This window comes from Providencia sp. PROV141 (genome assembly GCF_028481645.1).
In the GTDB taxonomy this organism is placed as follows: domain Bacteria; phylum Pseudomonadota; class Gammaproteobacteria; order Enterobacterales; family Enterobacteriaceae; genus Providencia; species Providencia rettgeri.
This window is the reverse complement of record NZ_JAMPPR010000015.1, coordinates 1-14,026: the sequence shown is the minus strand read 5'-3', so window position 1 is coordinate 14,026 and position 14,026 is coordinate 1. Positions and strand designations below refer to the sequence as shown.

Below are 14,026 nucleotides of genomic sequence, written 5' to 3'. Positions count from 1 at the left end.
ATTATTTCCTTTTTTCCTGGTAAATAGAATGTCCTTTACATAAAAAATGCGTTAAGCAAGCCATAAATACAGGCATACCAAAGTAGAGTACACCAAAGGCAAAAGCCACATGGGGTTTATCCGGAAATTCGCCACCACTAGAAATACTCGAATAATAATCAATTGACCTTAAATATTCAGGCGTTAATCCGCCATAAGGTACGAGGAAAGATAAAATTAACACCGAGAAAATACAGAACATAAAATTGAGTGCCATTAACGCTGAATAACCCATATTTTCAGCTCGTTCTTGTTCTGTTCGACTGGTTAAACCAAAAAGCATTCGATTTGCAACAGTGGCACTATACAAATATAAAATTAATGGGGAATCACCTAAGACTGACATATTAATGGCTAATGCAAAAAGACCATAGAAAACAGCAAATAACGTTAATACGCGCCAATCACGAAATACTGCCATAAAAACGCCAGAGTGAACTAAAATAAATTCAAAAATCAGGATCAGTGTCAGGTTATAAATAATTTCTACCGTATAGTATTCAGGGAAAAACCATACCGATAAAATGAAACCAACATAAAATAATGAGAAGCCGTAATTTATTATTTTAGAAAAAGCACGAATAATACTGAAAGAATGCGGGTTTTCCTTCACGCTTTTTACTGAAGATTGCTTTGGGAAAAAACCTTGGTTTTTATCTTTCCCATTCCTTGGTGGCTTTACCATTGCCTCACTCCATGTCATCAATATCACTTTACTAATAAGCTACTTGATAACACAAAAAAATAAACAGTGGCTAAAGTCCGAATGACGGATTCAGGATAAGATAAAGTGTAAAAAATATCGACAAGATGGCATGAGCATACACATGCCATGCCACAGATAGATTAAATTGAACTTAAACCAGTTTGGCGATCAGCGTATCTAAATCACCTTGCAAGAAATTCACGGGTGGAATTTCAATCACGGTATATGCGCCTGCAGCTTGTTTCATGGTCGCACGTGCGGCAGAAACCATAAATTGAGAAGTGAGTGCAGGGTTATTAATACGCATTGAGTATTCAAATAATTGATTATGCGTTGCCCCTGAAACTCCTTTATGGGTCATGTGCACGCCGTGCCCAACATCTTTTAATGCATCAATGCTATCAACTTGACGAATATGTGTTTCATCAGAAGAAAAGTAGCTATCTGCTTTAATTGCTTGAGTCACCGCATCAAACTTCGCGCCACTGTCTAATTCAACATAAACCATACGACGATGAACCCCAGTTCCTAATGGAATTGTGACAGAAAGTGCATCTTTTACGCCATCAATTGCTTTAGCAGCCACACTATGGCCCATGCTCATCCCTGGACCAAAGTTTGTATAAGTCACACCTTTAGGCGCCATGGCTAACATTAAGGTCCGCATAATGGAGTCTGAACCTGGATCCCAGCCCGCAGACACAACCGCCACGCTATTGTGCTGTTTCGCAACGTCATCTAAGCTGTGTTTTAGCGCCACAATATCTGAGTGGACGTCAAAACTATCAACCGTATTAATACCAAGACTTAAAATCTTAGCGGCCAATGGGCCAATTGCACGGGTTGGTGAACACAAGAGTGCAACATCAACTTCCCCAAGTTTTTCAATATCATCAACCACTTTACATCCAGAAAGCTCAGCGGGAATATCTTGTGTATTGCGACGAACTATTCCAACAAGCTCAAAATCATCAGCGGCCTGAACAGCTTCTAGTGCATAGCGACCAATATTGCCGTAGCCCACTATTGCTGCTTTAATTTTTGTCATTTTTACTCCTATACAGTTCTGATGTTGCTTATTAAATTATTTATACCTGTAATCCTTCAAGCTGCAGCGCTTTTCGTTGAGGTATAAGTGACTACGCTCCACTAGCCGAGTCACATAGTTTATCTATGTTCCCCGTCTATCTTCCCTTGTCTCCTACCTGCAACTCGAATTATTTAGGGGATATAGCGAAATTAAATCTAACAGAATAATTAAAAGTAAACAAAACATTAGCCTGATTAAATCAGACGCATTTTAACCCTATTTTCATTGTTGAAATCCATGTAGAATTAGCCACTCAACAAGCTTTCCCTAACATTCATGAATATATAAAGGTTCTCAATGCATCAATCTGATGTGACTGAGCGGTCACTCTTTTCGCTCAGCTGGCCAATTTTTATCGATATTTTTCTTCATTTGGCCACATTATTAATTAATACCTATATGGTTAGCCACGTTTCTACTGCCTACCTTGCTGCTATGGGGGTGGGAAACCAGGTGTTTGACCTGTTTATTACTATTTTTAACTTTATAAGTGTGGGATGTAGCGTTGTTATTGCCCAATACTTAGGAGCAGGCCGCAGAGAAAAAGCCAGCCAAGCGATTCATATTTCAATTGCGTTTAACTTTATTCTTGGTTTTTCTAGCGCGCTAGTCGCATTATTTTTTGGCTATAGCATTCTAACTATCATGAATATGCCATCACATTTAATGGCTGATGGTTATACTTATTTACGTATTTTAGGGATTTGTTTAATTCCTGAAGCGATTTCAATTATTTTAGCCGCATGCTTGCGAGTTTATGGTAAAGCACAGCCTGCAATGTGGGTCACATTAATCGCTAATGTGATTACAGTGTTTGGTAACATCATTGTTCTCTATGGTTTCTTTGGGTTACCACAATATGGCCTTGAGGGCGTTGCTTGGTCAACTGTCGTTGGGCGTATTGTTGCCGTTATTTTACTCTTCTGCCTACTGTTTTATGGGTTGAGGATTAAATTTGTCCCAATGATGCTAATACACTGGTCGCGAAAAATGTTGGGTAAAATTTTACATATTGGCTTACCCTCCGCTGGGGAAAACCTCGTTTGGATCCTCCATTTTATGACTGCATCTGCGTTTATCGGTCTCATGGGAGAAACATCTCTTGCGGCACAAACACTCTATTTCCAATTGTCATTGTTTATCATGCTGTTCGGTATCTCTATCAGTATTGGTAATGAAATTATGGTTGGCCATCTTGTTGGAGCAAAACGCTTTGAAGATGCCTTTAGGCGCGGAGTAAAAAGCCTCAAAATGGGTTTTTACGTAACAATTGGTGTCGTTATTGCCTTTTGGTTATTCCGTGATCCTATCCTAAATAATATTACGGATGACCACGGTATTGTTGAATTATTGCTACCATTGTTCTTACTTTCGGTATTCTTAGAGCCCGGCAGAACAATTAATATCGTGATGGTGAATGCCTTGCGTGCCTCTGGTGACGCACGCTTTCCTCTATGTACCGCCATTATTTTTATGTGGGGCGTCGCTATCCCATTAGGCTACTTCTTAGGTATAAAAATGGAGATGGGCCTCTTAGGTATTTGGCTAGGTTTCTTTGCTGATGAATGGTTACGCGGCTTAACGAATGCATGGCGCTGGCGTTCACGTAAATGGCAAAGTAAACGTCTTGATGTAGAAAGCTAACTGGTTCCGTTATCACTCAGTCCTGCCGAATTTTATAGGCAGGACTTTTGTGACCAGGCTCAAAATTAGAAATTTTTCATTTTTATAATTCAAATTAGAGATAATATTTCTCTTCACTCTCTTTAAATCCCCTAACTTAGTGAAGTTTTTCTCCAGACTGTTGTTTAAAATAATAAAATCGAAAAAGATTTTATTAAGGGGACTTGCTATGCATGCTCAATCACAACCACTACTTTGGCAATATTTTATCAAAGCAGTAAAACAAGAAGTAAAACCTGCTTTAGGTTGTACTGAGCCAATTTCATTGGCATATGCTGCCGCTAAAGCCGCTTCATTTCTTGATGGAAAAGTGATCCGCGTCTGTGCTTTTGTCTCCCCTAACCTCATGAAAAATGGCATGGGCGTAACCGTCCCCGGAACAGGTATGGTTGGTCTACCCATCGCAGCTGCACTTGGCGCGATTGGTGGCGATGCCGATGCCGGTTTAGAAGTTTTAAAATCAGCATCTGCGGATGCCATTGCTTTGAGTAAAACCATGTTAGCGCAAGGAGCTATTACTGTAGATATCAAGCACCCTTGTGATGATGTTATCTACTCTGAAGCCACGGTATACACACAAACTGAATCCGCAACCGTCATCATTGCAGGGTCGCATACCAATATTGTTAAAATTGTTCATAACAATCATACCGTATTTGATGCCACAACAGCTCAACCCCACCATGAATCACCAGTTGACTGTGCTGCTGACGTCCCTCTGCCACCTATCACCGCGAAGTCTGTTTATCAATTTGCTACCGAAGCACCTTTAGAAGATATTCGTTTTATTCTTGAAGCCGCGCACTTAAACGAAGCTTTATCTCAAGAAGGTTTACGCAACGTTTATGGCTTACATATCGGTAAAACATTGCAAACCCAGCGAGACCGTGGCTTGCTTTCAAAAGACTTAATGTCAGAAATTATGATCCGCACTTCCGCCGCCTCAGATGCGCGCATGGGTGGTGCCGTATTACCAGCCATGAGTAATTCAGGGTCGGGTAACCAAGGTATCGCGGCAACCATGCCAGTAGTTGTCACGGCTGATTATTTGCAATCGTCTGAAGAGCAATTGGCTCGTGCCTTAATGTTGTCGCACCTAATGGCGATTTATATTCATAACCAGCTTCCTGCATTATCGGCATTGTGCGCTGCAACAACAGCGGCGATGGGAGCTGCCGCAGGCATTGCTTGGTTATTAGAATCCCGCTATGAAGTCGTTGCTATGGCAATTTCCAGTATGATTGGTGATGTTAGCGGTATGATTTGTGATGGTGCATCAAACAGTTGTGCAATGAAAGTGTCAACCAGTGCGAGTGCCGCTTATAAAGCCGTGCTAATGGCATTAGATAATAGCTGTGTTAGAGGGTCGGATGGTATTGTGTCTGATGATGTCGACCAGTCTATTGCCAATTTATGTTCTTTAGCTGCAGGTTCAATGAAGCATACTGACGTGCAGATTATTGAAATTGTGGCCGCTAAAGCACGCCCTTAACACCGTAGCGTTGTTGGCTACATTCGCCAACCCTAGTCACATACTTGTGTATGCTCCTAGGGATTGGCTATTTTATCGCCTTGCTACGCCGCTAATGACTTTGAATTTCTTTTTTTGAATTGTTCTATTTTGAATTAACTTCTAGGGCTGCGAATTTTTCACGAATTATATCTTCTGGTAGGTCAATACCAATAAACACTAATACACTGCGGCGTTGTTCATCAACTTCCCAGTCTCTATCCCAATCCGCACTATAGAGGCGTTGAACACCTTGGAATAATAAGCGTTTTGGTTCATTCATAATGGAAAGAATTCCTTTATAGCGCAGTAAGTTATCTGCAAAACCAAGTAATAGGTCTTCCATTACTTGAGAAACTGCCATCAGCTCAACAGGGTAATTAAATTCAAGGACAATTGAGCCGACTTCATTTTGTTGTTTAGGCACGAAACGGAATGTCGGTTGTTTGACATTCAACTGTGAATCCAATAAAAATCCTTCGATATCCAATAATAAACTCAGGTCGATATCACCGTGAATAACGGGGTAAATCGGTGCTCTCGCATTAATACGTTGTAAACGTTCAATTAAAGCTTCGTTATTCGGCTCAATATCTGTTTTGGTCAATAAAATACGGTCTGCATAGCCAATTTGCGCTTGAGCAATGGCAAAATCATTCAATTGTTTATCAGCGTGAACAGCATCCACTAATGTAATAATGCCATCTAACACATAACGTTCGTATAGGACTTCATGGGAAAAAAAAGTTTGAGTGATCGGGCCTGGGTCTGCCATTCCAGTGCATTCAATGACGAGACGCTCAAAGTCTAATTTTCCATTATCAAGGCCATCTAATAGGTCTAATAAGGCATTTTCTAATTCATTCGAACGACTACAACAAATACAGCCATTACTTAATGTGGTAATTTGTGTCGCACGATCACCAATTATTGCGTTATCAATGGGGACTTCACCAAACTCATTTTCAATCACTGCAATTTTATGACCGTGCTCAGCATGAAGAATATGGCTAAGGAGAGTCGTCTTACCAGCCCCGAGAAAACCGGTTAAAATTGTTACGCTAATAGGTTTCATTATTGCCCTCACACTTCATTGATTAACAGCAGCGAAATCCGCCTTTACCGCTACCACCATACCGTGCATCTTGTCTTTCGCGAAAAAACTCTTTATATGTCATCACAGGTTTATCTGGGTGATTATCACTCATATGCTGCACATAGGTATCATAATCAGGAATACCAATTAACATTCGTGCTGCTTGCCCGAGGTATTTTCCTGTTTTGCCGAGATTTCCAAACATCAGCCTCTCCAATACAAATGCCCTACATCATGAACTCACAATGTAGGGCGACCTTTCATTTACCGAACACCTTCCGATGTTCAATTCCGCTGAAGGGTGACTTAATGTGAAGATGAAACTTTCACGCCCTCTTTAGGTACAGGAACATAAGGTGTTTCTTTGTCTGTACGCTCTGGGTTTTTGTGCGCTTTCATCCCAACACGAATACCATAGAAAATGATACCGTAGACAACTACTAAGAATAGAATACTCAGCCCAGCGTTGGTGTAGTTATTAATAATAATGTGATTCATATTAGTAATTTCTTGTGCAGTTAACTCTGCACCACCTGCCGCAATCTTATCTTTATAAGATTTCGCTAAGTATAGGAATCCTTCCAGTTGTGGGTTATCACTGAATAATTTCAGTCCCAATGCCCAAGTTGTACAGATTAATAGCCATACTGCAGGTAATACAGTCACCATAATGTATTTACTGCGTTTCATCTTAATCAGCACTACTGTACTTAAGACTAAAGCAACTGCTGCTAACATTTGGTTCGAGATACCGAACAGAGGCCATAGGCTCTTAACACCGCCCAGTGGGTCAACAACGCCTTGATACAATAAGTAACCCCACAGCCCAACACAACCTGCTGTACCTATAATACCAGCAACCAGTGAATCTGTTTTCTTCAAGAATGGAACAAAGTTACCCAATAAATCTTGCAACATAAAGCGGCCTGAACGAGTCCCTGCATCCAATGCAGTTAAGATAAACAGAGCCTCAAACAGAATACCAAAGTGATACCAGAAGCCCATATTTGCCGCAGGCATGATTTCGTGGAAAACAAACGCAATACCCACCGCTAATGTTGGCGCACCACCTGCACGGTTTAATACCGACGGCTCACCAATATCTTTCGCTGTTTGCATGATTTGTTCAGGTGAAATCACAAAACCCCATGAACTCACTGTAGCAGCTGCATGAACAGACACATCTTTCAGCTGAGCCATGATAGCCGCACCATCTGGACCACCCAGCTCATGCAGGTTAGGCATGGTAATACCTAATGCGGCTGGCGGCGTATTCATTGCAAAATACAGGCCGGGTTCGATAATAGAAGCCGCGACCAAAGCCATAATCGCAACAAATGACTCCATTAACATCGCACCATAACCGATGTAACGCGCATCTTTTTCATTTGCTAATAACTTCGGAGTTGTCCCTGAAGAAATGAGCGCATGGAAACCGGATACCGCACCACAAGCGATGGTAATAAATAAGAATGGGAATAGAGTACCTTTCCAAACAGGACCTGAACCATCAACAAATTGCGTCACTGCTGGCATTTTTAATTCAGGGTTTAGAATAACGATACCAATCGCTAAACCAACGATAACCCCAATTTTCAAGAATGTCGCTAAATAGTCACGAGGCGCTAAAATTAGCCATACAGGTAATAATGCAGAGACAAACGCATAACCCACTAACGCATAAGTAATCGTCGTGTCTTTGAATGTCAGTGCTGGGCCCCAGTATGGGTCGTGAGCAATCACGCCACCAAACCAGATAGAGGCAACTAACAAGACGATACCAATGACTGAAACCTCACCAACACGCCCTGGCCGGATATATCGCATATATATCCCCATAAATAAGGCGATTGGTACCGTTGACACAACAGTAAAGACACCCCATGGGCTTTCTGCCAAGGCTTTCACCACAATCAATGCTAATACAGCAAGGATAATGATCATGATTAGGAAGCACCCAAAGAGCGCCAGCGTTCCCGGAATTGGGCCTAGCTCTTCTTTAACGATTTCCCCTAATGATGCACCATTACGACGTGATGAAATAAATAACACCATGAAATCTTGCACTGCACCGGCTAACACAACCCCTGCAAGCAACCATAAGGTGCCGGGTAAATAGCCGACTTGAGCAGCAAGAACGGGTCCGACTAATGGCCCCGCCCCTGCAATCGCTGCAAAGTGGTGACCAAATAGAACGTTTTTATTTGTCGGAACATAGTTTAACCCGTCATTATTGATGACGGCTGGAGTCGCACGTGTTTCGTCCAGCTTCATCACTTTTTTAGCGATATATAAGCTGTAATAACGATATGCTATGAGATACACCGCCACAGAAGCGACGACAATCCAAAGAGCACTGATGTGCTCACCACGCCTGAGTGCAACTACCCCCAGACAGACCGCACCGATTATCCCAAGGATCATCCACGGAATGTGCTTTAAAATACCATTTTTGTTCATAGAACACCCTTCTGAGGTAAAACGAACATGCCATTGATTTTGTATTAGCCATCATAAAAAACGATATCGCTGTGTTTTCGTTGCTATCATTTATCGTTGATGGGTTTTTAATTGGCAGTGGTTGAACTGTATTGAATCAAAAAATTGAGCTCTGCCATGGTGTATATGGTATGAAATTACATTCAGCAAATGACTAAAGTTATGCTAAGTGGTGCCATATGGAATTAAGCGGTTTGTTTTTTACTTTGAATGGTTTTTAGGGAGGTCAAATAAGCTTAAAAACGTGATCTGCATTACAATTTCAATTTGTTTTCAATAAGTTAAAAAATGAAGTATACATAGTTAAAATGACGTTTATTGTGAATAAATTTCACTAATAACGTAAAAACCTAAAACTGAGTTATTTGAAGCTTTATGATATCTATATACTATTAGCGTGTAATTGTTGCCCAATTACCGCCAACCCACCAACTGTGCTCACCATCAGTTTGTGTTTCACATCCGATACCGACTTTCGCTTTCCCTGCTTCAAAGGGATATGCGCAATCATAAATTGCATCAATCACGACTTCCCCTGATATCGCATCTGCAAAACCAATTTTATTTTCTTTACGAATTCGATATACCCCGTCCTGTGCTTCATCTGGCCAGTTATCAAAATAATAAAGCTGGTAAACTTCTTGCCCTTTCTGGTCAAAAACAGCCAAACCGCTATTTGGTCGTTCACCTAAGCAATACTTAAATGATGATTGCGGTTCAAAACACTCGATTTTATCTTTTTCATTTTCCACCCATAAACTAAATTGTTGCTCAAGATTTTGTGCTGTTGATAAAAAAGACATTAATCCTAATGACATTAAGCCAGCGACATAACGAATCATCATCACTTTCCTTATTCTACTTTTACACTTGTTAGGAGATAAAAAAACCAAACTTATCAATTCTACTCTGTTTACTGCCCACTTAATAAATATAGTGCATATCGCTTCCTATGAAACTAGGAATAAAGATAAATAAAGTCTTGTATAAGAATAATCTCAAGATTAAAATTAAAAATAAGCCAATAACCAAGAAATGATGAAGCGACATACCATAGCTATTTCTCGAATCTTTTCATCTGTACAGCAAAACATGATCAAAATTAATTTAAGTGTTAACAAACTCTAATCAATTCGCATTTTTATCACACACCGTAGTTGTTCGTAACATTTTCCATCCTCATGCCAAAAAAGTGTTAATTTCAGCGACAAATTATGTGAAAATATTAACTTCGGTATTTAAAACTTAATAAACTCATCATTGACACATAAGTCGATATATAAAACTAAAAAATCACACCCCATATCACCTGAATCATTCAAAAAAAACATAACACATTGAAATAAATAAAAAATAATACTTTGAAATCTATTCAAAAAACATAAAAATGTATTTTCCACCTGTTTGACAACTTATGTGAGTATTATTAATATTATTCACGCACTCAGGTGAACAGTATTCACCTAATAAATACCAAGACATTTTAAAATTAAGTTTTTACACAGAAATTATTTATTTAATAGCCAGTATTAATAACTCATTTATTAATAGGCATTTAAATAATGATGTTTGGATTTTTTAATCTGTATTAATAGAATAAAAACTTAATCTGAAATATGAAACTTTAAATATCTATTAATTTAAAAATTAAATTAAGCTTTTCTTATATACTTAGGAATGATGATTATGAAATTCAATAAACTTGCTCTGATTGGCGCATTCACTGTTGCAACTCTTTCTTCTCAAGCTTTTGCTGCTCAAGATGCGACAGTTAACTTTAATGCTCGTTTAGTTGCTGCAACTTGTGATATCAGTGCTTCTAAAGACTTAATCAGCTTAGGAACTCACTCAAACGAAAAAATTGATACGACTAAAGCATTATCAGAAGCAAACTTTAACTTAGTTTTAAATAACTGTACTAAAGTTTATAACGGTGATGCGGGTAGCAATAACGAAGCTGCAAGTGCAACTTCTGTTTCTATCTTAGCAACAGGTGAAACATTAACTGGTCACTCAGATATGTTTGCTGATGCTCAAGCATCACAAATCGGTGTTAAGTTAGCGGCTGGTAAAGCAAAAACGGCTATCACCCCTAACACTGCAACTGAAATTGCAGACCTGAAAGTTACAGGTCAAAATGACTACATCATCCCAATGGTTGCAGGTCTTTATGCAACAACGACTGATGCAGTCGCTCAAAACTTAAATGTTCCAGTAACTTTTAGCGTCGCTTACGATTAATAACTTAACTAATAATAGTCTACACTGAGTTTAGCTGCTAAAGCGGGCAGTAACAATTTACTGCCCGCAATATAAATATATAAGAGAAAAGAAAATGCAAAAATTAAAATCTCTACTTTTTATCTTATTAACATTTTCATTTATTGCTCAAGCGGGTGTCGGTTTAAGTCAAACTCGTATCGTTATTGAAGAAGCGACTAATTCAGCCTCTATTACCGCACGTAATGAAGATAACAAATCGTATTTAGTGGCAAGTTTTATTACACAACAGCTAGATAGCAAAACACCGTCCGATGGTTTATTTGTTATTACACCTTCAATTTTTAAATTAGAACCCAAACAACGTAACGTAATCAAAATAAAAGCAATTTCGCATAAATTTCCCAAAGACCGCGAAAGTATGTATTACTTCCATTCACGAAATGTCCCTGAATCCAGTAAAGCGGATGGTGTAAAAGTAGGATTAGAAAGCGTGATTAAGATTTTTTATCGCCCAGCAGGCCTGTCAATGCCCCAAGAAGATGCGTTTAAAAATATTAAAATCACTCAAACCTCTAATGGGGTTAAGTTAGCCAATAACTCACCTTACTATATCAATCTGGCTGGGTTAGTGGTTAATAATAAATCCGTCAAACTGAATAAACAAAATAATGTCATTTCTCCCTTCGCTGAAATGACCGTTACAAGCAAAAACAAAACTGGGCCAGTAAAGTGGGCTATCATCAACGACCTCGGTGGGTATAATGAATATTATGGGGCTATAGAATAAAGTCATTTCGAACTCGGCTGGCGATTTTCCCCAGCCAAGTTATCTCAAAATAGGCACATACTATTTAAAATCAAGTTAAAATCGGTGGTATCTGCACAATTAAATTGTGATGTTCTTTTTGAAATAGAAGATACAACTAAAGCGAGTTTTTCACTTGAATACTGAGATAAAAACAACCAGAATTAGCAGGTAGTGAGTAATAAGGAAATTTCCTTCTTTCCTTCAATAGCTAAAGACTCAGTTATTAATTACAGAGTTATCCGAGTGTAACGCTAAAATAATGTTAAACCAGGTAATGCAACTATCGCTATTATGTTTGAATATTATCAGGATTAAATTTAATGGAAAAAATAAAACAGGTATTACTGACATTTTTAATAATGCTCATGTATTACCCTGCAATGGCAGCAGATGACTATAAAATTCAATACGAATTTTCCGTTTTATTTTTAGCAAAAACCTGTGAAATTGATGTTCCTAATGAAATTATATTAGGTAATGCATCAGGCGTAACGACCGTCAATGAAATTAAGAATGATACTATCTCGAAAAATTTTTCTATTGGTTTAAGAAATTGCACCAGCACGGACCAAACAACAGCCGTGGTTTATCTAGCATCTGGAAACACTTTAACGGGCAGTAATAATTTCTTTAATAACGACCCTAACGGAGTTATTGGCATTCAATTATTAGATGGAAATCGTGTTATTAGTGCCAACCAAACCGCATTAGCTAAACCAGATGCTGCCTCAATTATTTGGGATAACATAAAAAGCAGTAGTGAAACAAAAATGATTAGCGCTAAATTACGTTGTGCCAAAACAGATTGTGACCCAAGTGAAGGTGATTTTTCAGCAACCTTAACCATTGGTTATTACGCAGATTAATAATTTACGCGGAAAATGACATGAAAAAAATAATTCAAGCCATTATAGGTACAATTTTTGTATCTCAAAGTGCATTTGCAGCGGTATCACTCGACCATTCTCGAGTAATATTTACTCAAAATGATAAAAGCCAAAGCATTACAGCACATAACAGTGGTATGAAAAAATACTTAGTGCAAAGTTTAATTTTCTCAACGTTAGAAAATGAAAATGCACCAAGCGAAAATTTTACGGTGATACCCCCGATAGTAAAACTTAAAGAAAACTCAAATACCGCACTAAAAATTATTCCTAAATCACTAGCTTCCCTCCCTAATGATCAGGAATCTTTATTTTATTTGATGGTCAATTTTATTCCTGAATCGAAACAAAGAAATAACGATGAGAGTGATAAAGTAAATACAAAATTTAACTTATCAACCAAAATCGTGATAAAAATGTTTTATCGCCCAAATGGAATTAAAGGGCATGTTAATGACTACATTCGAACGTTAACAGCGACTCAATCAGGGAATAGCATTATTATCAAAAATCCATCACCTTATTATTTTACTTTAGTAAACATCAAAATGGATAAAGTATCTTTCGAGAGTGACAGAGCGCCGATGGTCGCACCATTTTCTTCCGTTGAATTACCTGCAAATCATAAAGTCTCTCAAATAGAATGGGACATTATTAATGATTATGGTGGGGAAACAAAAGTTGAACCTATTGCATTAAAAGGTATACAAAAATGATAAAAAATAGCTTTCGAATATTTTGGTTTTTTATTTTCATGTTTCCATTTATTGCAGTAGCAAACAATCCAACTGGATTTGATTTTGTATTAAAGCGTTATGTTTATAACGAAAGTGATACTGGTGGTATTAGTATCGATATGATTAATGGAAATACGGAAAGTTACTTAATGGAGGCATGGGTTGCTAATGCTGATGAGAAAACTTTACTCCCTAAAATTGACAATACAAATGAACAAGTACCATTTATTATTTTGCCTCCATTAAAAAAAATGGAAGCAAATACGCAGAACTCTTGGAATATTCGTCGGATTGGTCATCAAATAAATGGTATCGACCTTCCTAAAGATCGAGAAAGTTTATTTTGGATTGGTATAAGAGCAATTCCTAGCGAAGATAAAAATAAAAAAGAAAATAGCGTTCATTTGAATATTGTCCCTAATTTCCACTTTAAATTATTGTATCGCCCTAAAGAAATAGAAGAATTGAAAACAAGCCAATTAGCGAAGAAAGTCAAACTTACTCGCAAAGGTAATATTTTGAGAATAGAGAATCCTACGCCATTTTATTTAACATTCGATTATTTAAAAGTCGCTGGAAATAACATTAAAAATGATGAAAGAGAAATAACGCTTACTCCTTTTTCTACTCAGGATATTACTTTGAAAAGCCCTGATACCGGCAAAATTGAGTGGCGGTTTACTGATGAGTATTTACTGGAATTACAGAGCGAATCTATTGAGTAATTTTTAGTCAAAATATTTTTCAG

13 protein-coding genes are annotated in these 14,026 nt (G+C 38.2%); 7 read left to right on the top strand and 6 right to left on the bottom strand.

From position 1 onward, the window contains the following. Window position 1: 1 nt before the first annotated feature. Together PSF09_RS10705 and PSF09_RS10700 are read right to left on the bottom strand one after the other, a co-directional pair. Window positions 2-742, bottom strand: coding sequence for a hypothetical protein (locus PSF09_RS10705; protein ID WP_272683877.1), 741 nt, complete (start codon window positions 740-742; stop codon window positions 2-4). 154 nt (window positions 743-896) lie between these two features. Further along, the gene (locus tag PSF09_RS10700; RefSeq protein WP_210836155.1) at window positions 897-1,793 is read right to left on the bottom strand and encodes a diaminopimelate dehydrogenase; all 897 of its coding nucleotides are present in this window, start codon (window positions 1,791-1,793) and stop codon (window positions 897-899) included. A gap of 339 nt (window positions 1,794-2,132) precedes the next feature. Between PSF09_RS10700 and PSF09_RS10695 the strand changes: the two genes are divergently transcribed. Both PSF09_RS10695 and PSF09_RS10690 read left to right on the top strand, forming a co-directional pair. After that, on the top strand, window positions 2,133-3,479 hold the full coding sequence (locus PSF09_RS10695) for an MATE family efflux transporter (protein WP_210836157.1): 1,347 nt from the start codon (window positions 2,133-2,135) through the stop codon (window positions 3,477-3,479). A 208-nt stretch (window positions 3,480-3,687) separates the two neighbouring features. After that, window positions 3,688-5,010 (top strand): L-cysteine desulfidase family protein, encoded by a 1,323-nt coding sequence (locus PSF09_RS10690; RefSeq protein ID WP_272683876.1) that lies wholly within the window; start codon window positions 3,688-3,690, stop codon window positions 5,008-5,010. Window positions 5,011-5,134: 124 nt separating this feature from the next. Here the strand turns inward: PSF09_RS10690 and yjiA are convergent, their stop codons facing one another. From yjiA to PSF09_RS10670, 4 genes are all read right to left on the bottom strand, one after another. Beyond that, window positions 5,135-6,103, bottom strand: coding sequence for a GTPase (gene yjiA / locus PSF09_RS10685; RefSeq protein ID WP_272683875.1), 969 nt, complete (start codon window positions 6,101-6,103; stop codon window positions 5,135-5,137). Between the two features lie 22 nt (window positions 6,104-6,125). Then, window positions 6,126-6,329, bottom strand: a complete 204-nt coding sequence (locus tag PSF09_RS10680; protein WP_004260586.1) for a YbdD/YjiX family protein — start codon at window positions 6,327-6,329, stop codon at window positions 6,126-6,128. 101 nt (window positions 6,330-6,430) lie between these two features. Then, window positions 6,431-8,584, bottom strand: a complete 2,154-nt coding sequence (locus tag PSF09_RS10675; protein WP_004913760.1) for a carbon starvation CstA family protein — start codon at window positions 8,582-8,584, stop codon at window positions 6,431-6,433. A gap of 431 nt (window positions 8,585-9,015) precedes the next feature. Then, window positions 9,016-9,468 carry a WG repeat-containing protein gene (locus tag PSF09_RS10670; protein WP_210836163.1) on the bottom strand — a complete coding sequence of 151 codons (453 nt, stop codon included), beginning with the start codon at window positions 9,466-9,468 and terminating at the stop codon, window positions 9,016-9,018. An 841-nt stretch (window positions 9,469-10,309) separates the two neighbouring features. Here PSF09_RS10670 and PSF09_RS10665 point away from each other — a divergent pair. The 5 genes from PSF09_RS10665 to PSF09_RS10645 all read left to right on the top strand — a co-directional run bounded on the left by PSF09_RS10665 (window position 10,310) and on the right by PSF09_RS10645 (window position 14,003). Further along, window positions 10,310-10,864, top strand: a complete 555-nt coding sequence (locus PSF09_RS10665; protein WP_272665681.1) for a fimbrial protein — start codon at window positions 10,310-10,312, stop codon at window positions 10,862-10,864. A 94-nt stretch (window positions 10,865-10,958) separates the two neighbouring features. After that, entirely contained in the window at window positions 10,959-11,633 is a 675-nt protein-coding gene (locus PSF09_RS10660; RefSeq protein ID WP_272683874.1) for a fimbrial biogenesis chaperone, read from the top strand. Between the two features lie 341 nt (window positions 11,634-11,974). Beyond that, window positions 11,975-12,520 (top strand): fimbrial protein, encoded by a 546-nt coding sequence (locus PSF09_RS10655; protein WP_272665679.1) that lies wholly within the window; start codon window positions 11,975-11,977, stop codon window positions 12,518-12,520. Window positions 12,521-12,540: 20 nt separating this feature from the next. Then, window positions 12,541-13,257: a fimbrial biogenesis chaperone gene (locus tag PSF09_RS10650; RefSeq protein WP_210839631.1), complete on the top strand. Its 717-nt coding sequence runs from the start codon at window positions 12,541-12,543 to the stop codon at window positions 13,255-13,257. Beyond that, window positions 13,254-14,003 carry a fimbrial biogenesis chaperone gene (locus PSF09_RS10645; RefSeq protein WP_272665678.1) on the top strand — a complete coding sequence of 250 codons (750 nt, stop codon included), beginning with the start codon at window positions 13,254-13,256 and terminating at the stop codon, window positions 14,001-14,003. Before PSF09_RS10650 ends, PSF09_RS10645 begins: the two co-directional genes overlap by 4 nt. Window positions 14,004-14,026 lie beyond the last annotated feature (23 nt).